Source organism: Microbacterium sp. CFBP 13617 (assembly GCF_014839445.1).
GTDB lineage: Bacteria > Actinomycetota > Actinomycetes > Actinomycetales > Microbacteriaceae > Microbacterium.
Genome location: NZ_JACYNW010000002.1, coordinates 501632 through 526836, shown reverse-complemented (window position 1 = coordinate 526836; position 25205 = coordinate 501632). Strand labels below are relative to the sequence as shown.

General features: G+C 70.7%; 24 protein-coding genes. 19 read left to right on the top strand and 5 right to left on the bottom strand.

The window, feature by feature from the left end:
- Positions 1-135 precede the first annotated feature (135 nt).
- The 8 genes from lepB (at position 136) to IFU40_RS07130 (ending at position 7030) form a co-directional block, all read left to right on the top strand.
- The gene (gene lepB / locus IFU40_RS07165; protein ID WP_191925878.1) at positions 136-885 is read left to right on the top strand and encodes a signal peptidase I; all 750 of its coding nucleotides are present in this window, start codon (positions 136-138) and stop codon (positions 883-885) included.
- Positions 876-1535: a ribonuclease HII gene (locus tag IFU40_RS07160; protein ID WP_191926049.1), complete on the top strand. Its 660-nt coding sequence runs from the start codon at positions 876-878 to the stop codon at positions 1533-1535. Before lepB ends, IFU40_RS07160 begins: the two co-directional genes overlap by 10 nt.
- Positions 1536-1624: 89 nt before the next feature.
- Complete coding sequence (locus tag IFU40_RS07155; protein ID WP_055836674.1) at positions 1625-1948, top strand: DUF2469 family protein; 324 nt, start codon at positions 1625-1627, stop codon at positions 1946-1948.
- Positions 1949-2040: 92 nt separating this feature from the next.
- On the top strand, positions 2041-2403 hold the full coding sequence (locus IFU40_RS07150) for a YraN family protein (RefSeq protein WP_055836677.1): 363 nt from the start codon (positions 2041-2043) through the stop codon (positions 2401-2403).
- Positions 2400-3923 (top strand): YifB family Mg chelatase-like AAA ATPase, encoded by a 1524-nt coding sequence (locus IFU40_RS07145; RefSeq protein ID WP_191925877.1) that lies wholly within the window; start codon positions 2400-2402, stop codon positions 3921-3923. Before IFU40_RS07150 ends, IFU40_RS07145 begins: the two co-directional genes overlap by 4 nt.
- Positions 3920-5071 (top strand): DNA-processing protein DprA, encoded by a 1152-nt coding sequence (gene dprA, locus IFU40_RS07140; protein WP_191925876.1) that lies wholly within the window; start codon positions 3920-3922, stop codon positions 5069-5071. Before IFU40_RS07145 ends, dprA begins: the two co-directional genes overlap by 4 nt.
- A 132-nt stretch (positions 5072-5203) precedes the next feature.
- Positions 5204-6109: a tyrosine-type recombinase/integrase gene (locus IFU40_RS07135; protein WP_191926048.1), complete on the top strand. Its 906-nt coding sequence runs from the start codon at positions 5204-5206 to the stop codon at positions 6107-6109.
- 300 nt (positions 6110-6409) lie between these two features.
- Positions 6410-7030, top strand: a complete 621-nt coding sequence (locus IFU40_RS07130) for a DUF3060 domain-containing protein (protein ID WP_191925875.1) — start codon at positions 6410-6412, stop codon at positions 7028-7030.
- A gap of 56 nt (positions 7031-7086) precedes the next feature.
- On the opposite strand, the gene IFU40_RS07125 is transcribed toward IFU40_RS07130, so the two are convergent.
- Complete coding sequence (locus IFU40_RS07125; protein ID WP_191925874.1) at positions 7087-7587, bottom strand: murein hydrolase activator EnvC family protein; 501 nt, start codon at positions 7585-7587, stop codon at positions 7087-7089.
- A 314-nt stretch (positions 7588-7901) separates the two neighbouring features.
- Between IFU40_RS07125 and rpsB the strand changes: the two genes are divergently transcribed.
- From rpsB to IFU40_RS07080, 9 genes are all read left to right on the top strand, one after another.
- The gene (gene rpsB / locus IFU40_RS07120; protein WP_055836696.1) at positions 7902-8831 is read left to right on the top strand and encodes a 30S ribosomal protein S2; all 930 of its coding nucleotides are present in this window, start codon (positions 7902-7904) and stop codon (positions 8829-8831) included.
- 154 nt (positions 8832-8985) lie between these two features.
- On the top strand, positions 8986-9813 hold the full coding sequence (tsf, locus tag IFU40_RS07115) for a translation elongation factor Ts (RefSeq protein WP_191914964.1): 828 nt from the start codon (positions 8986-8988) through the stop codon (positions 9811-9813).
- A gap of 116 nt (positions 9814-9929) precedes the next feature.
- On the top strand, positions 9930-10649 hold the full coding sequence (gene pyrH, locus IFU40_RS07110) for a UMP kinase (protein WP_055836701.1): 720 nt from the start codon (positions 9930-9932) through the stop codon (positions 10647-10649).
- 75 nt (positions 10650-10724) lie between these two features.
- On the top strand, positions 10725-11279 hold the full coding sequence (gene frr, locus IFU40_RS07105; RefSeq protein ID WP_055836704.1) for a ribosome recycling factor: 555 nt from the start codon (positions 10725-10727) through the stop codon (positions 11277-11279).
- A 3-nt stretch (positions 11280-11282) separates the two neighbouring features.
- Positions 11283-12332, top strand: coding sequence for a phosphatidate cytidylyltransferase (locus IFU40_RS07100; RefSeq protein WP_070407864.1), 1050 nt, complete (start codon positions 11283-11285; stop codon positions 12330-12332).
- Positions 12329-12904, top strand: a complete 576-nt coding sequence (locus tag IFU40_RS07095; RefSeq protein WP_055836710.1) for a DivIVA domain-containing protein — start codon at positions 12329-12331, stop codon at positions 12902-12904. Before IFU40_RS07100 ends, IFU40_RS07095 begins: the two co-directional genes overlap by 4 nt.
- Before the next feature lie 49 nt (positions 12905-12953).
- Positions 12954-13658: an aggregation-promoting factor C-terminal-like domain-containing protein gene (locus IFU40_RS07090; RefSeq protein ID WP_249404104.1), complete on the top strand. Its 705-nt coding sequence runs from the start codon at positions 12954-12956 to the stop codon at positions 13656-13658.
- Positions 13659-13667: 9 nt separating this feature from the next.
- Positions 13668-13955, top strand: a complete 288-nt coding sequence (locus IFU40_RS07085; protein WP_191925873.1) for a hypothetical protein — start codon at positions 13668-13670, stop codon at positions 13953-13955.
- Positions 13955-14677, top strand: a complete 723-nt coding sequence (locus IFU40_RS07080; RefSeq protein ID WP_191925872.1) for an alpha/beta hydrolase — start codon at positions 13955-13957, stop codon at positions 14675-14677. The genes IFU40_RS07085 and IFU40_RS07080 overlap by 1 nt, the downstream gene beginning before the upstream one ends.
- A gap of 67 nt (positions 14678-14744) precedes the next feature.
- Here IFU40_RS07080 and IFU40_RS07075 read toward each other — a convergent pair whose 3' ends face one another.
- Positions 14745-15818: an AI-2E family transporter gene (locus IFU40_RS07075; protein WP_055836721.1), complete on the bottom strand. Its 1074-nt coding sequence runs from the start codon at positions 15816-15818 to the stop codon at positions 14745-14747.
- A gap of 174 nt (positions 15819-15992) precedes the next feature.
- Between IFU40_RS07075 and IFU40_RS07070 the strand changes: the two genes are divergently transcribed.
- A complete protein-coding gene (locus IFU40_RS07070; RefSeq protein WP_191925871.1) occupies positions 15993-17795 on the top strand; it encodes a glycosyl transferase in 1803 nt (600 codons plus the stop codon).
- Complete coding sequence (locus tag IFU40_RS07065) at positions 17792-18733, top strand: tetratricopeptide repeat protein (protein WP_191914967.1); 942 nt, start codon at positions 17792-17794, stop codon at positions 18731-18733. The genes IFU40_RS07070 and IFU40_RS07065 overlap by 4 nt, the downstream gene beginning before the upstream one ends.
- Positions 18734-18788: 55 nt before the next feature.
- Here IFU40_RS07065 and glgB read toward each other — a convergent pair whose 3' ends face one another.
- The 3 genes from glgB to glgX form a co-directional block, all read right to left on the bottom strand.
- Complete coding sequence (glgB, locus tag IFU40_RS07060; RefSeq protein WP_191925870.1) at positions 18789-20930, bottom strand: 1,4-alpha-glucan branching protein GlgB; 2142 nt, start codon at positions 20928-20930, stop codon at positions 18789-18791.
- Positions 20927-23011: an alpha-1,4-glucan--maltose-1-phosphate maltosyltransferase gene (locus IFU40_RS07055; protein WP_342343495.1), complete on the bottom strand. Its 2085-nt coding sequence runs from the start codon at positions 23009-23011 to the stop codon at positions 20927-20929. Before IFU40_RS07055 ends, glgB begins: the two co-directional genes overlap by 4 nt.
- Before the next feature lie 67 nt (positions 23012-23078).
- Positions 23079-25166, bottom strand: a complete 2088-nt coding sequence (gene glgX / locus IFU40_RS07050) for a glycogen debranching protein GlgX (RefSeq protein ID WP_191925869.1) — start codon at positions 25164-25166, stop codon at positions 23079-23081.
- Positions 25167-25205 lie beyond the last annotated feature (39 nt).

The window sequence follows — 25205 nt, the reverse complement described above, 5'->3', positions numbered from 1 at the left end:
CCTCGAACGCCCCGTGGATTTCACCCACGGGGCGTTCGGCGTTTTCGCGGCGGCGTCGGTCATCCGTCGGGGCCTCGATGTGCGACCCTTGTCCGTGCGGTTCTCCGGTGTGCGGTGGACCCGGTGAAGGAACACATGAACGACCAGACCGCCTCGACCCCGGATGCCATGGCATCCCGTTCCGACGGTCGGCGTCGCCGCGGGTGGGGGCTGTTCTTCCGCGACCTCGTGGTCATCGTGCTCATCGCGCTGGTCGTGTCGTTCCTGGTGAAGACGTTCGTGGTTCGGTCGTTCTACATCCCGTCGGCGTCGATGGAGAACACGCTGATGATCAACGACCGCATCCTGGTCGATGAGCTGACCCCCCGTTTCGGCGAGTACTCGCGGGGCGACGTCGTCGTGTTCCGCGACCCGGGCGGTTGGCTCGACACCACACCGGCCGCTCCTCGGTCGCCGCTCGTCGAGGGCGTCGACTGGGCGCTGTCGCTGTTCGGGCTGTCTGCTCCCGACAGCGACGACCACCTGATCAAGCGCGTGATCGGCACCGCGGGCGACCACGTCGTCTGCTGCAACGCGCTCGGGCAGACCACCGTGAACGGCGTGCCGCTCGACGAGAGCTACGTGCGCCTCGCGCCCGGCGCCACGGCTCCCGAGCCGGTTCCCTACGACATCACGGTGCCCGACGGCTCGCTCTGGGTGCTCGGCGACAACCGCAACAGCTCGCGCGATTCGCGGTTCAACCAGGATCAGCCGGGGCTGGGCTTCGTTCCCGTCGACAACGTCGTGGGGCGCGCCTTCCTCAAGACGTGGCCGCTCGACCGGTTCGGCCTCGTCGACTTCCACCACGAGGTGTTCGCGGGGGTTCCCGCGCCGGGATCGCCGTGATCGAGCCCACCCTCACGCTGGAGCGTCGCCTGCTCAAGGAGCACGCGATCGTCATCGCCTGCGACGAAGTGGGTCGCGGGGCGCTGGCGGGACCGGTGGCGGTCGGCGCGGCGGTGGTCGACCCGGCCCGCTCACGCAAGCGCGTGCCGATGGGGCTGCGCGACTCCAAGCTTGTACCCGAGGCCCGTCGCCCCGAGGTCGCCGCGCGGGCGGCGGCGTTCGTGCAGCACAGCGCCGTCGGATGGGCGAGCTCCGTCGAGGTCGACGAGATCGGCATCATCCGTGCCCTCGGACTCGCGGCGGTCCGGGCGATCGCCGACCTGCGCGCCCACGGCGTCGTGCCCGAGGAAGCGCTCGTGATCCTCGACGGCAACCACGACTACATCACCCCGGCGGGCGAGTCCGGACTGACGGTGCGCCCGATCATCAAGGCCGACCGCGACTGCGCGAGTGCGGCCGCGGCATCCGTCATCGCCAAGGTCGCCCGTGACACCCTGATGGTCGGTCTGCACGACGACCTGCCCGCCTACGGATGGGCGCGCAACAAGGGCTACGCGAGCCTGGATCACCGCGACGCCATCGCCGCGCACGGCATGAGCGAGCACCACCGGCATTCGTGGGCGATCGCCGCGGCGCCCACGCTGTTCTGACGACGCCGATCCGACGACGCCGAGGGACGCGCCCGGGAGCGCACCCGCGTGCGGCTCGGCGCCCGACGCCCGCCTAGGATGGGAGAACCATGGATGACGACGTCTTCGAGGACTACGACCGCGAACTCGAACTGGCCCTTTACCGCGAGTACCGCGATGTCGTGCGCCAGTTCACCTACGTGATCGAGACCGAGCGACGGTTCTACCTGGCCAACGACGTCAACGTCGTGCGCCGCGACACCGAGCACGACTTCTACTTCGAGATCTCGATGACCGATGTGTGGGTGTGGGACATCTACCGCGCCGACCGCTTCGTGAAGTCGGTGCGGGTGCTGACCTTCAAGGACGTCAACGTCGAAGAGCTCTCTCGCCACGACTTCCAGCTGCCCGACGAGCTGTCGCTCGACAACTGAGGCTCCTCCACAGCGGCCTGATCTCTCGGGTTCTCCACCGATGACGGTTTCGACGCCGCGGACGCGGTGAGCCGGATGCCACGCTCTCGGGCATGGCAGCGAAAGACGACCTCGGCCGAGCCGGGGAAGAACGCGCCGTCGCCTTCTTGACGGGCGACGGTTACCGGATACTGGCGCGGAACTGGCGGTGCGCACAGGGCGAGCTCGACATCGTCGCCGAGCACGGGCGCACTCTCGTCGTGGTCGAGGTGAAGACCCGCCGGAGCGAGGACTTCGGTCACCCGTTCGAGGCGATCGACGCGCGCAAGGCGGCTCGCCTGTGGCGGTTGGCCATGGCGTGGATCGCCGCTCACCCCGACGCGGCACGCGGCCGCCATCTGCGCATCGACGCGATCGCCCTCGTGGGGGACGATCCGGCGACGGCCCGCCTCGAGCACCTCGAGGACGCCCTGTGAGCGTGGCACGCACGTGGGCGGTGGCACTGACGGGCTTGCGCGGAGACCCCGTCGAGGTCGAGGCCGACGTGTCGTCGCAGACGCCGGAGTTCGCCATCATCGGACTCCCCGACAAGTCCCTCGGCGAAGCAGGACGCCGGGTGCGCAACGCCTGCGCCAATCGTGGTCTCGACCTGCCGAAGCGGCGGATCACCGTGAACCTCTCCCCGGCGAGTCTTCCCAAACGCGGGTCGGGGTTCGACGTGGCCATCGCCGTGGCCGCACTGGCGACGACCACGCGCATGGATGCCGCCCGCGTCGCCGCCACCGTGCACATCGGCGAGCTGGGACTCGACGGCCGGCTGCGCCCGGTGCCGGGCATTCTGCCCGCGGTGGTCGCGGCCCGCCGGGCGGGTCACGCACGGGTCGTGGTCCCCGCGGCGAATGCGGCCGAAGCCGCCCTCGTCGAGGGGGTCGAGGTGTTCGCCGCCACCTGCCTCGCCGAGGTCGTGCGCTGGCACGGAGGGGCGACCGACGCCGTGGAGCTGGACCCCGTCACGGCTCCGACGGTCGACGACTCCTCCGATGAGAGCCACGAACTCGCCGACGTCGTCGGGCAGGCCGATGCCGTCGACGCGCTCGTCGTGGCGGCGGCCGGCGGCCACCACATGCTGATGAGCGGGCCCCCGGGCGCGGGCAAGACCATGCTGGCGCGTCGGCTCCCCGGCATCCTGCCCCCGCTCGACGACGACGCCGCCCTGTCGGTGGCGTCGGTGCGCTCCCTGTCGGGCGAGACGGTGACCCGGTTGTCGCGGACACCGCCGTTCGAGAGCCCTCACCACGGCGCGACGGCCGCCGCCCTGATCGGGGGAGGGTCGGGCGTGGTCCGCCCGGGCGCCATCGCCCGCGCCAGCGACGGGGTGCTGTTCCTCGACGAGGGTGGTGAGTTCCCGGCGGCGGTCCTCGACGCCCTGCGCCAACCGCTCGAGAGCGGCGTCATCCAGGTGCACCGATCGGGGTTGGCCGCCACGTATCCCGCGCGTTTCCAACTCGTGGTCGCGACGAACCCCTGCCCGTGCGGTCAGTACGGGGTGGCCGGGGGAAGGTGCGAGTGCGCCCCGCAGGCGATCCGGCGGTACACGCGTCGACTGTCGGGTCCCCTCCTCGACCGGATCGACATCGACCTGCGCCTCCAGCGCGTATCGGCCGCGCGACGCGAGAGCGACACGCGGACGGTGACCACCGCGCAGGCGCGCGAGACCGTCGCGCGGGCGCGAGAACATGCGGCGGTCCGGTGGGCCGCGACCCCGTGGCGTCGAAACGCCGACGTGCCGGGGACCTGGTTGCGCGGCCCCGCGGCCCCGTCACCCGCCGTGCTGAGTCCGCTCGACGCGGCACTGCGGCGTGGGGCGCTGACCCTGCGCGGCTACGACCGGCTGCTGCGGGTGGCGTGGACCGTCGCCGACATCGCCGGTCACGAGCTGTTGCAGCCCGACGACGTGGGCCGGGCGCTGTATCTGCGACGGGGGATGAGCGCGTGAACCTCCCCGATCTCGAGGCACCGGCCGCGCGCCGCGCCCTCCGCGGGCTCCGGCGCACCGAGGGCGACGAGGGCTCGGCCTACGCCCGCGCGATCTGGAGCGTTCTGCTCGAGCCCGGCGACGGGGTGGCCGGGACCCTGATCGCGGCGCACGGGCCGGTCGACGCGCTCCGTCTCGTCTCGCGCGGAGAGCGGGCGGAACTCGCGGAAGCGCGCGCACGGTGGCTGCCGCGCTTGCAGCCCGGGTCGATCACCGCCGTGCTGGAGTCGGCCCGTCGGGCGGCGGTCGACCTCGTCGTGCCGGGCGACGAAGACTGGCCGGTGAAGCTCGACGACCTCGGTGCCCATGCCCCGGTGGCCCTGTGGCGGCGGGGCCGATCCGCGGTACCCGCCGGGCCCGTGGTCGCCCTCGTCGGGGCGCGCGCATCGACGGCCTACGGCGAGGGGATCGCCGCCGACCTCGCCGCCGAGCTCGCTGCGGACGGTGTCACGGTGGTGTCGGGAGCGGCGTACGGCATCGACGGCGCGGCCCACCGCGCCGCGTTGAGCACCGCGGGAACGACGAGCGCCTTCCTCGCCGGAGGCGTCGACCGTTCGTATCCGCGCGGGCACGAAGCCCTGCTGACGACGATCGCCGCCTCGGGTGGGGTGTGGAGCGAGACACCGTGCGGAGCCGCACCGACGAAATGGAGGTTTCTCGCGAGGAACAGGCTGATCGCGGGGTTCGCCGATGCCGTGGTCATCGTCGAGGCCGGGTGGCGCAGCGGCTCGCTCAACACGGCTGCACACGCGGCAACGCTCGGTCGCGCCTTGGGGGCGGTGCCCGGGCCGGTGACGAGTGCGGCCTCGGCCGGCTGCCACCGCATCCTGCGCGAGTACGACGGGGTGTGCGTGACCTCGGCTGCCGACGTGCGCGAGATGCTCGGCGGCGCGGGAGCGGGCACGTCGGTCGACGACGGGCGTACCGACGAGAGCACCCGGATCATGGATGCCCTCTCCGCGCGGTCGGCGCGACCGACCGACGAGGTCGCGCGGCGGAGTGGGCTGGCGCCCTCGCACGCCGTCGCGCTCCTGGGCTTCGCCGAGCTCGAGGGGCGGGCGATGCGCGACAGCGAGGGGGACTGGCTCCTGGGGCACGGCGCGCGATGAGAGGGAGGGCGGCGGGGTGCCCGATGCTCGGCGCGTGGCCGCGTGAGCGCCTTCGGTCGTCCGTTCGATGCGATCGCGGTCGGACTGCGCGTCGTGTCGGGCTTCGTCGTGCGTGGCGGGCAGGGTGGAGCCGTGCGTGTTTCCGAAGCCGTCGAGGGGTATCTCACCCACCTCGCCGACGTGCGCCGGCTCTCGTCGGCGACGGTGCGCGCGTATCGGGCCGACCTGGCCGACCTCACGGGAGCGACCGGCGATCCGGAGGTCGCGGCGCTCGGCGTCGAGGACCTCCGCGAGTGGCAGTGGGAGGCGTCCAGATCCGGGCTGTCGAAAGCCACTGCTGCGCGACGGACGTCGGCGGTGCGGGGGTTCCTCGCCTGGGCGAAGGATGCGGGGCTGATCGACGGCGACCCGGCGCAGCGCCTCGTCGCCCCCAAACGCGGTCGCACGCTGCCGGCCGTCGCCACTGCCCAGGCACTCGAGGGCGTCCTCTCGACGGCGGCCGAGAACTCGCGCGAGGGTGACCCGCTGGCGCTACGCGACCACGCCCTGCTCGAGATGCTCTACGGCTCGGGCGCCCGCGTGTCGGAGATCTGCGGTCTCGACCTCGACGACATCGACCCCGAGCGTCGCACCCTGCGTCTGCGCGGGAAGGGCGACAAGGAGCGCGTCGTGCCCTACGGCGTTCCCGCCGGCCGCTCCCTCGACGCCTACCTGGTCCGCGCGCGCCCGATCCTCTCGGCGCGTGGTGAGGGGGGCGCGGGACGCGCGGTGTTCCTCGGCGCGCGAGGCCGGCGCCTGGGCCCACGGGCCGTGCACTCCGTCGTCTCGCGCACCGTGGCCCACGTCGTCGGCGCTGAGACCCTGGGACCCCACGCGCTGCGCCACTCCGCAGCGACGCACATGCTCGACGGGGGCGCCGACCTGCGCGCGGTGCAGGAGATCCTCGGACACGCCAGCCTCGGAACCACGCAGATCTACACCCACGTCTCGGGCGAACGGCTGCGGGAGGCGTACAAGCTCGCGCATCCGCGGGCCTGAGTATCCGCGGGCCTGAGCACTGGCGGGCTTGAGCATTCGCGGGCCTGAGCCGCCGAGGGCTTGGAGTCGGGGCGTCTGACCTCCGCGCGCCGGGCATCCCATCGCCTAAGCATCAGCGCACCCGAGCAGGTACGGGGCCGAGGAGGCGCGGTCCGCGCGAGCTCGAGCGTGCACGGGCTCAATCCGGCGTGGGCCCGAGCATGCCCGACCCCGCGTCACGGCCCGAGACCTCGCCCCGATGCACGTCCTGCGCGGCCAGCCGCTGGCGCTCGCCCCGTCGGCGGACGTAGCGTGAGCCGGGTGAATCGCCGATCCGTCTCCGCCGCGGCGGGTGCCGTCGTGCTCGTCCTCTCGCTCGCCGGGTGCGCGCTGCAGCCGACGCCCGTCGAGACGCGCCTTCCCCCGGGAGCGGTCGTCACCTCCGCGCCTCCGACGGCTGCCGCGCCCTCGCCGACGGTCGTCACCCTGCCCCCGACCACGGCACCGACGGTCGCACCCGTGCCCGATCCCTCGACGCCGGCGTCGGACCCCGACGCCCTCTCGTGCGGCGACGGAGGCTCGCAGAACGTCTCCGGCGCCGAACAGACGGTCCGCGTCGTCGGCACCTGCGCCGAGCTCACCGTCTCGGGGTCCGCGCTGACGGTGGATGCCGCGGGCGCGACGATCCGATCCCTGCGCGTCTCGGGCGATCGCGTCCGGGTGTCGGCGTCGGCGATCGATGCGCTCGTCGTGCAGGGCAACGACGCGGCGGTCTCGTCGGGCGGCGCCATCGGCAGCATCGACCTCAGCGGCGACCGCACGACCGTCGACGCCGGTGGTGCCGTCTCGTCGGTCACGGTGCGCGGGCAGGACAACATCGTCCGCGCCGGCGGGGGAGTCGGCCAGAGCACCATCGAGGGGCGCGGCAACCAGATCGGCTGATGCCCGGCCGCCCGCGAGTAGGTGAGGTCGCGGAAGCGCGCCGCCCGGCGCCTTCGTCAGCAGCAGGGCAGCAGAACCGCCCGGGGAACGCCGCCCAGCAGCCGCAGCGGGTTGATGTACTCGCCGTCCAGCCGCACGCCGAAGTGCAGCGTGTGCGGGCGGGTGTGACCTTCGGGGGTGACGGTGCCCACGACGGCTCCGCGGGCGACGCGGTCGCCGGCGACCAGGCCGGTCGCCACGGGCTCGAGGGTCGTGACCAGACCGTCTCCGTGGTCGATGGTGACGACGAGGCGTCCGGCCACCGCCCCGGCGAAGGCGATGCGACCGTCGGCGGGGGAGCGCACCGACTCGGCTGCCGCGAGGTCGATCCCGCGGTGGCCCGGAGCGTAGCGGTGGGCGGGGGCCTCGAAGGGGCGGAGGAGCTGCACCGTCTGTACCGGCCACACCCACCCCCGATCGGCGAGCGGATCGCCGTCGGCCGTCGGGTTCACCGCGAGCAGCAGGGCGAGGATCATCGCGAACCGGAGCGCGCGCAGGACGAGGAACCGGGATCGCATGGCCGAAGTCTCCCGCTCCGTTCCGCGGCCTCGCGGGCGAATCGGGTGCAACGGTGACGGTCCCGCTCCTGCACGCGGTGGGGAGGAGGCGTCCTGTATGCTGGAGGACGCATCTCGCTTGTCGGGATGACTCCGCGTGCCCTCAGCGCAGCGCGCCGCCCCTCGGGGCAGCGCATCGCGCGGCATCCACACCCCATGGTCCTCCGCTCCGGCGGATGGCGGGTGTGCGCCGGGCACCAGGCTCGTCGAACGCATCGTCCGACGCGAACAACCACAACCACGGCGCGAAAGCGCCCAGAAACAGGAGTACGACCATGGCCGTCGTCACCATCCGCCAGCTGCTCGACAGCGGCGTTCACTTCGGACACCAGACCCGCCGGTGGAACCCGAAGGTCAAGCGCTTCATCCTGACCGAGCGCTCCGGCATCCACATCATCGACCTGCAGCAGTCGCTCGGGTACATCGACAAGGCGTACGAGTTCGTCAAAGAGACCGTCGCGCACGGCGGCACCATCCTCTTCGTCGGCACCAAGAAGCAGGCGCAGGAAGTCCTCGCCGAGCAGGCGACGCGCGTGGGCCAGCCCTACGTCAACCAGCGCTGGCTCGGTGGCCTCCTCACCAACTTCCAGACGGTCTCGAAGCGTCTCGCCCGTATGAAGGAGCTCGAAGAGCTCGACTACGAGAACCCGGCCGAAAGCGGCTTCACCAAGAAGGAGCTCCTGCTCAAGAAGCGCGAGCTCGACAAGCTGCACAAGTCGCTCGGTGGTATCCGCAACCTGCAGAAGACCCCCTCGGCCATCTGGGTGGTCGACGCCAAGCGCGAGCACCTCGCGGTCGACGAGGCCAAGAAGCTCGGCATCCCCGTCATCGGCATCCTCGACACGAACGCCGACCCCGACGAGTTCCAGTACCCGATCCCCGGTAACGACGACGCGATCCGCTCGGTGAGCCTGCTCACGCGCATCATCGCCGACGCCGCCGCCGAGGGCCTGATCCAGCGCCACCAGCCCGCCGGAGAGGCCGAGGCCGAGGCCGCCGAGCCGCTCGCCGAGTGGGAGCGCGAGCTGCTCACCTCGGGCACCTCCGACGAGGCTGCGGCCGAGACCGACGCCGAGACGACCGAGGCCGCCACCGAGTCGGCTGACGACGCCGCGGGCGCCGAGGCTCACGACGAGGCCGTCGCCGACGCGTCGGGCGAGACCGCGACCGAGGTCGCCGACGCCGAGGCCACCGACAGCAAGTAAGCCGCGCGACCCCCGATCACCCTCGGGTGGCCGGGGCGTCACCCGCACAGGCTACGATCCGGCGGGGTCGTGACCGCCCCCTCTTCGCGAGGGTGGTGACACGGCCCCGCCGGGCTCACATCTAGAACGCAAACGACAAGGAGACCGCCACACCATGGCAAACTTCACGATCGCCGACATCAAGGCGCTGCGCGAGCAGCTCGGCACGGGCATGGTCGACACCAAGAAGGCGCTCGAAGAGGCTGACGGCGACGTCGAGAAGGCCGTCGAGATCCTGCGCCTCAAGGGCGCCAAGGGCAACGCCAAGCGCGCCGACCGTTCGACCAGCGAGGGCCTCGTCGCCGCGCGCGAGGTCAACGGCACCGTCACGCTGCTCGAGCTCGCCTGCGAGACCGACTTCGTCGCCAAGAACGAGCGCTTCATCGCTCTGGCCGACAAGGTCGTCGACGCGGCATCCGCCGCCGGCGCCGACTCGGTCGAGGCTGCCCTGGCCGCCGACGCCGACGGCAAGACCGTCGAGCAGCTCATCTCGGACGAGGCCGCGATCATCGGCGAGAAGGTCGAGCTCCGTCGCGTGCGCACCATCTCGGGCGACAAGTTCGAGGTCTACCTGCACAAGACCAGCAAGGACCTGCCCCCGCAGGTCGGCGTGGTCCTGGCCTACACGGGTGACGACGCCGAGACCGCTCGCTCCATCGCGCAGCACATCTCGTTCGCGAACCCCTCGTACCTCACGCGCGACGCCGTGCCCGAGGCCGACGTCGAGAAGGAGCGCGAGATCGTCACCGAGATCTCCCGCAACGAGGGCAAGCCCGAGGCGGCCCTTCCGAAGATCGTCGAGGGCCGTGTCAACGCGTTCTTCAAGCAGGTCTCGCTGCTCGACCAGGACTACGCGAAGGACAACAAGCTGTCCGTCGCCAAGGTCGCGTCCGACGCCGGTCTCACCCTGACCGACTTCGCCCGCTTCAAGGTCGGCGCGTAATCCACGCATGACGAGGCCCGGGATGCCATGGCATCCCGGGCCTTTTCCCTGCCCGGGGGTCGTTTCGGTCGACGCGGGCGGGGAGCTAGTTTGTTCAAGACGAGAGGACACCACACGTGATCGATGAAGCCACCAAGCGCCGCCGTGTACTGCTGAAGCTGTCGGGGGAGGCATTCGGCGGGGGCCAACTGGGCGTGAATCCCGACGTCGTGAGCCAGATCGCCCGCGAGATCGCCGAGGCGGTCGACCGGGTCGAGATCGCGATCGTGGTCGGCGGTGGCAACTTCTTCCGCGGAGCCGAGCTGAGCCAGCGCGGCATGGACCGCGGGCGCGCCGACTACATGGGCATGCTGGGCACCGTGATGAACGCACTCGCCCTGCAGGACTTCCTCGAGCAGGCGGGAGCGGCCACCCGCGTGCAGTCCGCCATCTCGATGACGCAGGTCGCCGAGCCCTACATTCCGCGTCGCGCCGTGCGCCACCTCGAGAAGGGCCGCGTGGTCATCTTCGGCGCGGGAGCGGGGCTGCCGTACTTCTCCACCGACACCGTCGCCGCCCAGCGCGCGCTCGAGATCGGCGCCATCGAGGTGCTGGTCGCCAAGAACGGCGTCGACGGCGTCTACACCGCCGACCCGCGCACCGACGCCGACGCCGTCAAACTCGATCACCTCACCTACCGCGACGCCCTGCAGAAGGGCCTCAAGGTCGTCGACTCGACGGCGTTCAGCCTGTGCATGGACAACGGGATCGACATGCGCGTGTTCGGCATGGAGCCGGCCGGCAACGTCACCCGTGCGCTGCTCGGCGAGACGATGGGCACCCTGGTCACCACATGACGCGCCGTGCGGGCCCGGGGAGCCGGGTCCGCACGCGGCTAGACTGAGAAGTCAGTCCCAACGAATGGAGTCACCGTGATCGCCGATGTCCTCGCCGATGCCGGAGCGCGCATGGATCGTGCCGTGGAGGCCGCCAAGGAGGACTTCGCGACCGTCCGTACCGGACGCGCGAACCCCCAGATGTTCCAGAAGGTGCTGGTCGACTACTACGGTTCGCCCACCCCTCTCGGCCAGCTCGCCTCGCTGAACAACCCCGAGGCCCGCACGCTCGTGGTGAACCCCTACGACAAGTCGGCGCTCAAGGCGATCGAGCAGGCGATCCGCGACATGCCGAACCTCGGGGTCAACCCGACGAACGACGGCACGATCGTGCGCATCACCATGCCGGAGCTCACCCAGGATCGCCGCAAGGAGTACGTCAAGATCGTGCGCGGCAAGGGCGAAGACGCCAAGGTGCAGGTGCGCAACCTCCGCCGCAAGGCCAAGGACGACCTCGACGCGCTGAAGAGCGATGTCGGCGAAGACGAGCTCGTCCGCGCCGAGAAGGACCTCGATGGCCTCACGCGCACGCACGTCGACAAGATCGACGAGGCTCTCAAGCGCAAAGAGGCCGAACTCCTCGAGGTCTGAGTCATGACCGACCTGCCCGAGACCGGCGACACCGATCCGGTCGATCCGACCGGTGCTCGCCGGGCCGATCCGGTGCGCCGTTCGCCGATCACGGGCGAGGGCGTGACCGCCATCGAGTCACAGTTGCGGGCGATGCGCACCGACGCCGAGCAGCACATCGCGCATGCCCGCGCGGAGTTCGACCAGGCCAACGAGCGTCTCAAGCAGCGCACGGGCCGCGACCTCATCGTCGCCACCCTGATCGGTGTCGGCATCGGCGTGATCGTGATCGCGTCGCTGGTCTTCGTCAAGTGGCTCTTCGTGCTGTTCGCCGCGGCGGCCATGGTGCTGGGCGTGCTCGAGTTCTCGCGCGCGCTCCAGGTGGCCGGGCGGCGCGTCGATGTGGTGCCCCAGCTCGTCATGGGCTTCCTGCTCGTGCTCAGCGGGTTCTTCCTCGGCGCGTGGGTGCACTGGGTCGCCACCCTGGTCGCGGTCGTCGTGGTCATCGTGTGGCGCCTCACCGCGCAGCTGTTCTCGGACGACGGTCGCGCGCCCATCGAGGTGATCGGCGACGTTCTGGTCGGCGGCTTCGTGCAGCTCTACGTCCCCTTCCTCACCAGCGTCGCGCTGATCCTGCTCGCGCAGCCGCGCGGCGAATGGTGGGTGCTGGCGTTCCTCATCCTGGCCGTCGCCGCCGACACCGGCGCGTACGTGTCGGGCTTGACGTTCGGGCGGGGCGGGCGGCATCCGATGGCCCCCCGCATCAGCCCGAAGAAGACCTGGGAGGGCTTCGCCGGGGCCTGCGTCGCCGCCCTCGTCGCCGGGGCGCTGCTGGCCGTCTTCATGCTGCAGGTGCCGTGGTGGGCGGGTCTCATCTTCGGCGCCGTCGTGCTGGCGACGGCGACGGTCGGCGACCTGGGTGAGTCGATGCTCAAGCGCGACCTCGGCATCAAGGACATGAGCTCCTGGATCCCCGGCCACGGGGGAGTGCTCGACCGCCTCGACTCGATCCTGCCGTCGGCCACCGCCGCACTGGTGATGTTCTACCTGCTCGCCCCGCTGGGAGTGTCATGACCGAGACCCCGATCCACGATCGAGTGAGCGCGACGCCGTTCCCCGAGGCCTCCGGGCGCTCCAAGGGCTACGAGAAGCGGGCCGTCGACGCCTTCCTCGCGCAAGCGCGCGAGGCGTTCGAAGCGGATGCCGAGGGAGCGCTGCGCTCGTCGGAGATCCGCGCTGCCGCCTTCCCTCTCGTGCGCGGCGGCTACGCGGTCGCCGCCGTCGACGCGGCGCTCGGACGCGTCGAGGACGCCTTCGCCGCCCGCGAGCGGGAGTTCGCCCTGTCGCGCCTGGGCGCCCGGGCGTGGGTCGCCGAGACGCGCGACACGGCCCAGGTCGTGCTCGATCGTCTGGGCCGCCCGCGCGGCGAACGCTTCGATCGCGTCGGCCTGCTCCGTTACGGCTACCGGGTCGACGAGGTCGACGTCGTCGCCGACCGTGTCGCGGGGTATCTGGCGGCGGGCCACCCCGTCACGCCCGAGCAGGTGCGCGCCGTCGCCTTCCGCATGCAGCGCGGCGGATACCGCGAGGCGCAGGTCGACGCCGTGCTCGATGCCGTCGTCGAGGTCATGCTCGCCGTCGGATGACCCGTTCACGTGGCACGCGCCCGCGGGCGTCGGTAGACTCGAGCACACTGTGACTGCCGGTTCAGACCTCTCGCGTGCCTCCTCGTCCCGCGCCGCCCGCCGGGGCGTGGTGTCCGTCGACGTCGTGCCGCCCGCGCTTCCGGGTCGTTCGGCGCCGCGCTGGTCTCGCCGACGCGGGGTGGTCGGTGTCTTCGCCTCGTGCGCCGCGGTGCTCTTCGCCGCCGCGTACGTCGGCCCGATGGGTGCGGCGCTGATGCCGGCCCAGGCTGACGAACCCCGCACGGTCACGCTCTACGCCGAGGGCCTCGCCGACACGCAGGCCGTGTCGACCTCGGGCGAGAAGCAGGTCCCCGTGCTCGATCGCTCGAGCTACAACGTCTACGTCAAGCCGAAGCCGACCCCGACACCGACCCCCACGCCGTCGAGCGGGTCGGGATCGTCGGCGGGCGACGCCGGACCGCTGTTCTACTCCGGCGGCGGTGCCCCGGGCGAGTGGATGGCGGCGGCGGGCATCTCCGACGCGGACATGGGCTACGTCGACTACATCGTCAGCCGTGAGAGCGGCTGGAACCCGAACGCGACCAACCGCTCCTCGGGCGCGTGCGGTCTCGTGCAGGCGCTGCCGTGCAGCAAGGTGCCCGGAAACGGCTACGACCCGGTCGACAACCTGCGCTGGGCCACCGGGTACGCCACGGGCCGGTACGGCAGCTGGGCGGGCGCCTACGCGTTCTGGACCAGCAACCACTGGTGGTGAGCGGCGGTCATGCCCCGCTCCCGTAAACGTCGCCCGGAACCCGGCCGCGGCGAGGATTCCCTCGATCGCCTGATCGCCGGGTGGAAGCGCACCGAGGTCAAACGCGGGATCGACTGGACCGTGCAGCCCATCTCGGCACCGCAAGCGCTGAAGGACTACGTCTGCCCCGGCTGCGGTCGCCCGGTCGTGGCCGGAACCGCCCACCTCGTCGTCTGGCGGGCCGACGGCGTGCTCGGCGACGCCGCCGACCTCGCCGCCCGACGCCATTGGCACACGCACTGTTGGAGGATCGCCTGATGGAGATACGCGGACCCGTTCTGCTCCCCGCCCGTCGCGAAGACATCGAGCTGCGGACGGTCGACGAACTCACCCTCGTCGGCGAACTCGCTCTTCCGCTGGAGCGGGAACCCGTCGCGACGCTGGTGACCCTGCATCCGCTGCCGACGGCGGGCGGATTCATGGACTCGCACATCCTGCGCAAGGCCGCGGGGCGACTGCCGGCCCTGGCCGACCTCGCGGTGCTGCGCTTCAACACCCGCGGCACCACGTCACCCCGCGGGACGAGCGAGGGCACCTTCGACGGCGGAGCGAGCGAGGTCTTCGACGTCGCCGCAGCCGTGGACTTCGCGCGCGAGCGGGGTCTTCCCCGACCGTGGTTGGTCGGCTGGTCGTTCGGCACCGAGCTGGCGCTGAAGTACGGTCGCGATCACGACGTCGAGGGCGTCATCCTGCTCTCGCCGCCGTTGCACCGTGCGACGGCCGACGAGGTCGCCGCGTGGGCCGGCGACGCGCGTCGTATGGTCGTGCTGGTTCCCGAATTCGACGACTACCTGCGACCTGATGCGGCGCGGGAGCGATTCGCGTCCGTTCCGGATGCCACCCTGATCGCCGTCGAGGGCGGGAAGCACCTGTGGGTGGGCGAGACCCAGACCCGTCGGGTGCTCACCGAGATCGTCGCCGCCGTGAACCCCGACGCGCTGCCGCTCCCCGTGGAGTGGGACGGCGACCTCGACGGCTGACGACGGTCTCCCACGCGAGGCGAACGGCTCGGCCGGTCTCGCGGGGTGACGGAGCGCCGACTCTCGATCACCGCTCGTTCTGCCGCGGGATGATCACCTCGCGGTAGATGATGAGGATGCTCGCGGCCACGGGGATGGCGATGAGGGCGCCGAGCAGGTTGAGCAGCGCACCGCCGGCGAGGGCCGAGATCACGACGACGGCACCGGGTACCGAGACGGCGCGGTTCATGATGCGCGGCGAGATGACGTACGCCTCGATCTGCATGTAGACGAGGTAGTAGACCAGCGCGATGAGCGCCGTCGTGGGAGATCCGAGCCCGGGCAGGAGGCACGTCAGCACGATGATCGTCGACCCGGTGAGCGTGCCCACGAGCGGGATCAACGAGAAGAAGAAGGCGATCACGGCGAGCACGGCCGGGAACGGCGCGTTGATGATCGACAGGAAGATCGCGCTCAGCACGCCGTTGATCACGCCCAGGCTCACCTGACCCATGACGTAGTAGCCGACGGAGTCGGTGATCTTCTCGGCCAGCTCGATGAACCGCGCGCGCTTCGACGCGGGGACCAACTGGTAGACCGCCGACTTGAGTGACGGGGTGGATGCCGTGAAGTAGATCGTGAGGATGAGCACGATGAACGCGCCGCCGACGCCGGCCGCCACCGCACCGCCGATCGTGAGGAGGCTGTTGCCCACCATCGTCGAGATGGAACCCACGTCGAGCGTGGTGACCCACTGCTGCACACCGGCCCACACTTCGTCGAGGCGCAACCAGGGGAGGGTCTGCTCGACCCAGGTCTGCACCTGCGTGACGATCTCGTTCCACCGGGTCGGCTGCAGGAGCTGCTCGATCTGCACCACGAGCTGGGTGATCTGCCCGACGATGATCGGCACGACCATCACGATGATGCCGGCGAAGATCCCCAGCACCCCGAGGATCGTCACGAGGACCGCCGCCCACCGGGGGAGACCGCGCTTCTCGAGGAACGAGACGACGGGGTCGAGGCCCAGCGAGAGGAAGAGGGCCGTTCCCACGTACAGCAGGATCGTGGACAGGTTCTCGACGCTGCCGATCAGCAGCAGCCCGACGCCGACGCCGAGCGTCGCCAGCAGCGCCACCTGGAAAGGATTGTGGATCTTCATGACGACGACTCCCGCCTCGGACGGGTGCGACGGCGCCCGTTGTCGTCAGGATACTGACGCCGCGCCCTCGAACGTGCGCGACGGGCCTCGCCGCGAACTTTCAGGCGTCCTCGGCTAGTCTGAAACGTCGATTCTTCGGTGGTGCCAGGGCCGCCGGTGGGGATGGTGTGAAGAGTGAGATTTGTCTGGGCCGTGGTGGCGTTCGTCATCGCCGCCGCCATGATCGGTGCGGGCATCGCTCAGCGGACCGTATTCCAGGGTCCGTCCGAGACCACCGCGGCCGTGCAGACCGAGGGCACCACGCCCTACACGCTCATCGACGGGTCGGTTCTCACCAGCACGCCGGGTGCGCAGACGCTGCGCGTCGCGGGTGACGGAGCCGTGTTCGTCTCGTACGGGCGCACCTCCGACATGCAGGCGTGGCTATCGGACACGCGGTACACCTCGGTGGTCCCCGGCGGCGAGGGCAGCCTCCAGACCTCGGTCGTCGAGCCCACCGCGACCGCGACGGGCCAGGTGGCCGGGCGCAGCCCAGTCGATTCCGACCTGTGGCTCGACGAGTTCGAGCAGACCGGTTCGCTGTCGACCACTCTGCAGCTGCCCGCCGACATGAGCGTCCTGGTGGCTTCGGACGGCACCGCTCCCGCCCCCTCCGACATCAGCGTGACGTGGCCGATCGACGACAGCACGCCCTGGGCGGGCCCGCTGATCGTGGGCGGCGGCATCGCGCTTCTCGCCGGTCTCGTGCTGTACCTCCTCGGCATCCGGCACGTGCGTCGTTCGCGCCGCCCCCGCCGCAAGGGCCTCCCGCTGCCCGTGACCGAGCCCATCTCGATCGGCGAGTCCCGGACCGCGGGCACGGGTGTCGTGAGCGAGTCGCCGGCCCGTCGGGGTCGGGTACGCGGAGCCCTGGGTGGCGGACGACGTGCCCTCATCGCGGTCCCCGCGCTGGGTGTCTCGCTCACCCTGCTCGCCGGCTGCTCCGCCGATGCGTGGCCGCAGCTGGCCGCCACCGAGACGCCGAGTGCGTCCCCGACCGTCATCGTGCCCGAGGGCCAGTTCCCGCCGGCCGTCACCGAGGCGCAGGCGACGCGCATCGTCTCGCGCGTGTCGACGGCGGTGACGCAGGCCGACGCGTCCCTCGACAAGACCGCCGCCGCCACCCGCCTGACGGGACCGGCGCTCGCGGAGCGCGAGACCAACTACACGCTGCGTGCGGCGATCACCGACCGTCCGGCCCTCCCCGCCATCCCGGCCGAACCGGTGCAGATCATCCTGCCGCAGACCACCGGCGCGTGGCCGCGCACGCTCATGACGGTCGTGGAGTCCGCTGACGCGGCGACTCCGACCACGACGATCATGATGATGACGCAAGAGACGCCCTGGGCCGAGTACAAGGCCGCGTACGTCGGAAACCTCGAGGCCTCGACCAACCTGCCCGAGCTGGCCGCCCCGTACGTGGGCGCCACGCAGGTTCCCCCGGACTCGTCGTTCCTGGTCATGGAGCCGCAGAAGGTCGCGGAGGCCTACTCCGACATCATCAACAACGGGCAGAACAGCGCCTCGTACGGCCTCTTCGACACGGCGAACGACCTGCTGCTGACCGCCATCCAGGACAACAAGACCAAGCGCACCGACGAGCTGAATCAGACGGGTCAAGGCACGGCCGAGATCAGCTTCGCCGCCTCGGCCGGTCCCGCCTCGCCGATCGCTCTGGCCACCCTCGACACCGGCGCGATCGTCGCGGTCAACGTGTACGAGAGCGACACGGCCAAGCCCACGAACGCCGACGCCGTGATCAAGCTCGACAACAACCCGGCGGTGAAGGCGCTGACCGGCGTCGACCAGTCGGCGACGGGCTTCACCACCACCTACTCCGACCAGGTCTTCTTCTACGTCCCCAGCCAGGGGTCGGACGACCAGATCCGCCTGCTCGGCTATCGATCCAGCCTCCTCGAAGCGAAGGTGTCCCCGTGAGCACTCCCGCCCCCGGTTCCGTCATGCGCGGTGCCGTCGACCTCTCGTCGCTGCGCAACCGCCCGCAGCCGCCCGCCGCCGGTGAGGCCGCCCCGGCGGCCCCGCCGTCGGGAGCGCTGCCCCTCGTCTTCGACGTCACCGACGCCAGCTTCGGCGAGGTGCTCGAGCTGTCGCGGACCGTTCCGGTCGTCATCGACCTGTGGGCGGAGTGGTGCGGTCCCTGCAAGCAGCTGAGTCCCGTGCTCGAGAAGGTCGTGACCGAGCTCGCGGGGCGTCTCGTGCTCGCCAAGGTCGACGTCGACGCCAACCCCCAGCTCGCCCAGGGCTTCCGCGCGCAGTCGATCCCGATGGTGCTGGCGCTCGTCGCCGGCCAGCCCGTGCCGTTGTTCACGGGCGCCGTCCCCGAGGAGCAGGTGCGGGAGGTGTTCGCGCAGCTGCTGCAGCTCGCGGCTCAGCACGGCGTCACGGGCACGATCCCCGTCGACGGAGCCGCCGACGCGGTCGCCGAGCCCGAAGAGCCGGTTCTGCCCCCGCTGCACGCCGAGGCGTTCGCCGCGATCGAAGAGGGCGACTACGCCCGGGCGATCACCGCCTACGAGCAGGCGCTCGTCGAAGACCCCCGTGACGCCGACGCCCGCGCCGGACTCGGACAGGTGCGCCTGCTCGCCCGTGTGCAGGATGCCGACCTCCAGGCCGCCCGTGCGGCCGCGGCCGCAGCTCCGACCGATTTCGACGCGCAGTTCCTGGTCGCGGACCTCGACCTCGTGGGCGGCCACGTCGACGACGCCTTCGCGCGTCTTCTCGATCTATTTGCCGAGCTCCCGGCCGACGATCGGGCGCCCGTTCGCGAACGCATCCTCGAGCTGTTCGGTCTCGTCGGCGACGACGACGCCCGCGTCATCCGTGCGCGTACCCGTCTGGCATCCCTGCTCTTCTGAGCCGACGACGAAGGCCCCACCCGATCGAGGGTGGGGCCTTCGTCGTTCGCCGAGGTCAGCTCCCGGCGCGGTGGTGCAGCCACAGCACGCCCAGGAGCGGGAGCGTGACGACGGCGCTGCCGCGGGAATCGGTCGTCACCGCACCGAAGTTGCCCTGACCCGAGCCGCCGAACGCCTCGGCATCGCTGTTGAGGATCTCGGTCCACGTTCCCGCTTCGGGCAGGTCGATGGGGAAGTCCCCGAGCGGGACGCCCGAGAAGTTGCACAGCACGGCGATGGTGTTGCCGTGGTGGTCGCGGCGCGCGAACGCCAGCACGTTGGGGTTCCACGCGGGAGCGCCCAGACGCGAGAACGCGGCGCCGTCGTGGTCGCGCGACCACAGGGCGGCCTGGTCGCGGTACACGCGGTTGAGCTCGGCGACGAAGGCGTGCAACTGCGCGTGCGAGGGCTGGTCGAGCATCCACCAGTCGAGGCCGCGCGACTCCGACCACTCCGACATCTGGCCGAACTCCTGGCCCATGAAGAGCAGCTGCTTGCCCGGGTGGCCCCACATGTAGGCGAGGAACGCGCGCATGTTGGCGAGTTTCTGCCAGTGGTCGCCCGGCATGCGGCCGAAGAGGCTGCCCTTGCCGTGCACGACCTCGTCGTGGCTGATGGGGAGCACGAAGTTCTCGCTGAACGAGTAGACGAACGAGAACGACAGCTCGCCCTCGTGGTGTGAGCGGTACATGGGATCGCGCCCGATGTACTGCAGCGAGTCGTTCATCCAGCCCATGTTCCACTTGAACCCGAAACCGAGTCCGGCGTGCGAGGTGGGGGCGGTCACCCCGGGGAAGCTGGTCGACTCCTCGGCGATGATCGCGATGCCCGGATAACGCTTGTACGAGGTCGCGTTGACCTCCTGCAGGAACCGGATGGCCTCCAGGTTCTCGCGCCCGCCGAACTGGTTGGGGGCCCACTCGCCGTCGTTGCGCGAGTAATCGAGGTAGAGCATGGATGCCACGGCATCCACGCGCAGACCGTCGACGTGGAACTCCTCGAACCAGTACAGCGCGTTCGCGACGAGGAAGTTGCGCACCTCGTTGCGGCCGTAGTCGAAGATGAGCGTGCCCCAGTCCTTGTGCTCGCCGCGCCGGGGGTCGGGGTGCTCGTACAGGGGCTCGCCGTCGAAGCGCGCGAGCGCGAACTCGTCTTTGGGGAAGTGGCCGGGGACCCAATCCATGATCACGCCGATGCCGGCCTGGTGCAGCCGGTCGATGAGGTAGCGCAGGTCGTCGGGGTCTCCGAAGCGGCTGGTCGGCGCGTAGTAGCCCGAGACCTGGTAGCCCCAGGAACCGCCGAACGGGTGCTCGGCGAGCGGGAGGAACTCGACGTGCGTGAAGCCCTGGGCCCCGACGTAGTCGATGATCTCGTCGGCGGCGTCACGGTACGACAGCCCGGGCTTCCACGACGCGAGGTGCAGCTCGTAGATCGACATCGGGCGGTCCAGCGGAGCGGTCGTCGAGCGTTCTTCGATCCACGCGTCATCCGACCAGGCGTACTCGGAGTCGGTGACGACCGAGGCCGTGGCCGGGGGGACCTCGGCCAGGCGGGCCATCGGGTCGGCCTTCTGGATCCAGGCGCCGCCGCGGGTGAGGATCTCGAACTTGTAGCGGGTGCCCGCGCCGATGCCGGGCACGAAGAGCTCCCAGACGCCGCTGCCGCCCATCGAGCGCATCGCGCTGCCCGTGCCGTCCCAGCCGTTGAAGTCGCCGATCACGCGCAGGGCGCGGGCGTCGGGCGCCCACACCGTGAAGGCCGTACCGGCGGAGCCGTCCATCTCGCGGACGTGGGCGCCCAGGACCCGCCAGAGTTCTTCGTGACGCCCCTCGGAGATGAGGTGCAGGTCGAGCTCGCCGATCGAGGGAGCGTGCCGATAGCCGTCGTCGGTGGCGTTCTCGACCCCGTCGTCGTAGGTCGTGCGCAGCATGTACCGGCCGGGGTTCTCGGCGAGAGCGACTTCCCACACGCCGCCGTGCACGTGCTCGAGGGTGACGCTGTCACCGGTGGCGAGATCGGCAGCCACCTCTCGCGCGAGAGGGCGCCGCGCGCGCAGGACCCAGCCGTCGGCGCTCTCGTGCACGCCGAGCACGCTGTGCGGGTCGTGGTGCGCGCCGTTCGCCACGGCATCCAGGATCTCGGGAGGAAGAGTGGTCATCGGTTCTCCTTGACGTGCAGGATGTGCACGGGCTCGGTGAAGGCGTCGAGACGCACGAAGTTGTGGTCGGCCCAGGTCCAGACCTGTCCCGTCACGAGATCTTCGACGTCGTACGACGTTCCCGGTTCGACACCCCAGACGGTGGTGTCGAGATGGACGGTGCTCTCGCGGGTCGAGTGCGGATCGACGTTGGCGATCACGATGATCGTGTCGCTCTCGCCGGTGGGTGACAGGGCGGCGTCGAGGTGCTTGGAGTAGACCAGGATCGCGTCGTCGTCGCTCCAGTGCACGCTGAGGTTGCGCAGCTGGCCGAGGGCGGGGTGCGCGCGTCGGGCCTCGTTGAGCATGCGCAGGTACGGGGCCAGCGAGTCGCCCGCCGCCTCGGCACCGGCCCAGTCGCGGAACTTGTACTCGAACTTCTCGTTGTCGATGTTCTCTTCGGCACCGGGACGCGCAACGTTCTCGTACAGCTCGTACCCGGCGTACACGCCATACGTGGGGGCCGCCGTAGCGGCGATCGCGGCGCGGATCTTGTACGCCGGTCGACCGCCGAACTGCAGGTACTCGGTGAGGATATCGGGAGTGTTCACGAAGAGGTTGGGACGGAGGAAGTCGTCGGTCTCGTGCGCGAGGCCCGAGAGGAACTCCTCGAGTTCTTCCTTCGTGTTCCGCCAGGTGAAGTAGGTGTAGCTCTGCTGGAACCCGGCCATCGCCAGGCCCTGCAGGGGAGCGGGGCGCGTGAACGCCTCGGCGAGGAAGACCGCGTCGGGCTCTTCGGCGCTGACGGTGGCGATGAGCCACTCCCAGAACTGCAACGGCTTGGTGTGCGGGTTGTCGACGCGGAAGATCTTCACGCCCTGGGCGATCCAGTGGCGCACGATCCGCAGTACCTCGGCGCGGATGCCGTCGGGGTCGTTGTCGAAGTTGACCGGGTAGATGTCCTGGTACTTCTTCGGCGGGTTCTCGGCGAAGGCGATGGAGCCGTCGGGGAGCGTGGTGAACCACTCGGGGTGCTCGGTGACCCACGGGTGGTCGGGGGAGGCCTGGAGGGCGAGGTCGAGGGCGACCTCGATGTCGTTCTCGCGCGCCGCGGCGACGAAGGCGCGGAAGTCGTCGAGGGTGCCGAGGTCGGGGTGCACGGTGTCGTGCCCGCCCGCGGCCCCGCCGATGGCCCACGGCGAACCGGGGTCGCCCGGCTGGGTGACGAGGGTGTTGTTGGGGCCCTTGCGGTTGGTCTGACCGATCGGATGGATCGGCGGCAGGTACAGCACATCGAAGCCCATCGCGGCGACGGCGGGGAGGCGTTCGGCGGCGGTGCGGAAGGTTCCGCTGACGACGCTGCCGTCCACGGCGCGCGTGGCGCCCTCGGAGCGGGGGAAGAACTCGTACCACGAGCCGACACCGGCGCGGGTGCGTTCGACGAGCAGTTCGGCGTCGCGCCCGACCGAGACCAGGCCCATCAGAGGCCGGGCGTGGAACAGCGCGGCGATCGCGGGGTCGCGGACGATGTCGAGGGCGACGTCGTCGTGCGTGTCGGGGTCGCGGAGTGCCCGCGCGGCGTCGTACAGCACGTCTTTGTCGCTGCCGGGGCGCTTCTTCTCGCCTCGGGCGCGGTCGAAGAGCTGAGCGCCCATCTCGCGCATGACGGCGACGTCGACGCCCGCGGCGATCTTCAGGTCTGCCGCGTGCTCCCAGGTGGCGAAGTCGTCGGCGTAGGACTCGAACCGGAACCGCCAGACACCCTGCTCGAGGGGGACCACGAGCGCCGACCAGCGGTCGAACCCGTCGTTCAGTGGGCTGAGACGGTGCAGCGATTCGTCGCCCGAGGGCGAGAACAGGCGCACGTGCACGCCGATCAGATCGTGTCCCTCGCGGAAGGCGGTCACCGTGAAGGGCACGGCTTCGCCGACGAAGGCCGACGGTCGGAACCGCCCGCCGGGAACACTCGGATGCGGAAGGGCCAGGGGGATGCGTGGGGTGACCACGTTCCGTGACGTCGGTGTCGGCTTGACCGGCCGCACGGGGATCGAGGCGGCACTGCGCCAGGGCAGCTCGGGCGTGAGAGTCGTCGTGTCAGCCACGGTCCGAACCTACCGCGGGGCGACGACGTGCCCTCACCTTTCTCGCGCCCTTGACAGGGCGCGTCGCTTACTCGACGCGGAACAAACGCATCGATGCGCCCGCCAGCGAGACCGTCTCGCCGGGGGCGAAACGCTCGCCGCCGGGGGTCGGCGCCTCGTCGGCACTGGACCACAGCGAGACGTAGGCCGTGCCGGCATCGTCGTCGAGAGCGGGAAGCACGATGTCGGCCGGCGCCTCGGTCCCGTGCACGACCAGCAGGACCTGGTTGAGGTCCTCGTGCTCGGGCGTCGAGGTCGCGAGGTATTGCAGCGTGCGATGCGCGGGGTCGTTGAAGGCGTCGCTCGACATCGTGCGCCCCTTCTCGTCGAACCACTGCATGACCGAGGCCGAGGGGATGCGCTCCCCGAGTCGGGCGAACCGCCGAGGACGCAGGGCCGGGTTGTCGCGGCGGATCTGCAAGAGACGCTGCGTGTGCGCGAACAGATCGCGCTGCCAGGGCGCGAGATCCCACGACAGCCAGGTGAGGGCCGAGTCGTGGCAGTAGGCGTTGTTGTTGCCCCGCTGGGTGCGTCCCATCTCGTCGCCCGCGGTGATCATCGGGATGCCGGCCGACACGAGCAGCGTGCCCATCAGGTTGCGCATGGCCTTGCGACGGGTGGCGAGGACGCGTTCGTCATCGGTGCGCCCTTCGGCGCCGTGGTTGAAGGAGCGGTTGGTGTCGGCGCCGTCGCGGTTCTGCTCGCCGTTGCCCAGGTTGTGCTTGACGTCGTACGAGACGAGGTCGCGCAGTGTGAAGCCGTCGTGCGCCGTCACGAAGTTGATGCTCGCGAGCGGACCGCGCTCCTCTGAGAACGTGTTCGAGGACCCCGCCAGGCGCGTGGCGAAGCCGCCGATCCCCACGGGGGTGGTGTCGGCGCGGCGGGCGTAGTCGATGTCGCTCAGCCAGAAGTTGCGCACCCGGTCGCGGTAGCGGTCGTTCCACTCCTGCCAGCCGTCGCCGAAGTTCCCCGTCTGCCACCCGCCCATGCCGACGTCCCACGGCTCGGCGATGAGCTTCACGTCGGCGAGTTCGGCGTCGTCGCGGATGGCCTGGAGCAGCGGATGCTCCGGCGTGAACGAGTGCCGCTCGTCGCGGCCCAGCGTGACGGCGAGGTCGAAGCGGAACCCGTCGATCTGCACGTCGTTGGCCCAGTAACGCAGCGAATCGAGGACCAGCCGCGCGGCGGCGTCGGTCGAGGTGTCGACCGCGTTGCCGCACCCGGTCTCGTCGATGTAGGCGCCGTCGTCGGTCTGGCGGTAGTACGACCGGTTGTCGATGCCCCGCAAGCTCGTGCGGGGGCCGCCGATGCCCTCTTCGGCGGTGTGGTTGTAGACCACGTCGAGGATGACCTCGAGGCCGGCCTCGTGCAGCAGCTTCACCATGCCCTTGAACTCGCGCAGCACCGCCTCGGGACCTTCGGCGCGGCTGGCCGCGGTGGCGTAGGCGGCGTGCGGGGTGAAGAAGTTGAGGCTGTTGTAGCCCCAGTAGTTCGTCAGCCCCAGCTGCAGCAGACGCGGCTCGGTCGCGAAGGCGTGGATCGGCAGCAGCTCGACGCTGGTGATGCCGAGCGACAGGAAGTGATCGATCATGGCGGGGTGCGCGAGACCGGCGTAGGTGCCGTGCAGCGCCGGCGGAATGAAGGGATGCCGCTTGGTCAGCCCCTTCACGTGGCCCTCGTAGATCACGGTCTTGTCCAGCGGCACGCGCGGTTTCGTCGACGTGCCCCAATCGAAGCCGCCCTCGACCACGACCGCGCGCCAGTCGCCGAAGTTGCCCGAGACGAGCCCCCGCGCGTACGGCTCGACCAGGAGCGTCTGCGGATTGAAGGTGTTGCCGGGGCCGAGCGGACCGCCCACGCGGATGGCGTAGCGGGCTCCGGGCCGCAGCAGGGCGGAGGTCGCCTCGAACACCCCGTCGCCGAGGGGGACCATCGTCACCGTCTCGGTCGCCCAGTCGAGGTCGACGTCGTCGAACACGAGCATCTGCATCGCGTCGGCGTGACCCGACCACACGCGGAGGGTGCCGCCATCGGGGCCCAGCCTCACTCCGAGATCGTCGAAGGCGCTGCCGAGCAGGCCGGGGCGGGCGGGAAGGACAGTCTCGGGTCGGACCATGCGTCTTAGGGTAGTGAACGGCGGCAGGCGTCGTCGGAA

Bases quoted from the DNA above. Each gene is read 5' to 3' on its own strand.
- glgX (WP_191925869.1), bottom strand. From the start codon at position 25,166: ATGGTCCGACCCGAGACTGTCCTTCCCGCCCGCCCCGGCCTGCTCGGC.
- IFU40_RS07080 (WP_191925872.1), top strand. From the start codon at position 13,955: ATGGAGATACGCGGACCCGTTCTGCTCCCCGCCCGTCGCGAAGACATC.
- IFU40_RS07125 (WP_191925874.1), bottom strand. From the start codon at position 7,587: ATGCGATCCCGGTTCCTCGTCCTGCGCGCGCTCCGGTTCGCGATGATC.
- tsf (WP_191914964.1), top strand. From the start codon at position 8,986: ATGGCAAACTTCACGATCGCCGACATCAAGGCGCTGCGCGAGCAGCTC.
- rpsB (WP_055836696.1), top strand. From the start codon at position 7,902: ATGGCCGTCGTCACCATCCGCCAGCTGCTCGACAGCGGCGTTCACTTC.
- IFU40_RS07100 (WP_070407864.1), top strand. From the start codon at position 11,283: ATGACCGACCTGCCCGAGACCGGCGACACCGATCCGGTCGATCCGACC.
- IFU40_RS07155 (WP_055836674.1), top strand. From the start codon at position 1,625: ATGGATGACGACGTCTTCGAGGACTACGACCGCGAACTCGAACTGGCC.
- IFU40_RS07150 (WP_055836677.1), top strand. From the start codon at position 2,041: ATGGCAGCGAAAGACGACCTCGGCCGAGCCGGGGAAGAACGCGCCGTC.
- IFU40_RS07085 (WP_191925873.1), top strand. From the start codon at position 13,668: ATGCCCCGCTCCCGTAAACGTCGCCCGGAACCCGGCCGCGGCGAGGAT.
- IFU40_RS07095 (WP_055836710.1), top strand. From the start codon at position 12,329: ATGACCGAGACCCCGATCCACGATCGAGTGAGCGCGACGCCGTTCCCC.
- lepB (WP_191925878.1), top strand. From the start codon at position 136: ATGAACGACCAGACCGCCTCGACCCCGGATGCCATGGCATCCCGTTCC.
- glgB (WP_191925870.1), bottom strand. From the start codon at position 20,930: ATGACCACTCTTCCTCCCGAGATCCTGGATGCCGTGGCGAACGGCGCG.
- IFU40_RS07075 (WP_055836721.1), bottom strand. From the start codon at position 15,818: ATGAAGATCCACAATCCTTTCCAGGTGGCGCTGCTGGCGACGCTCGGC.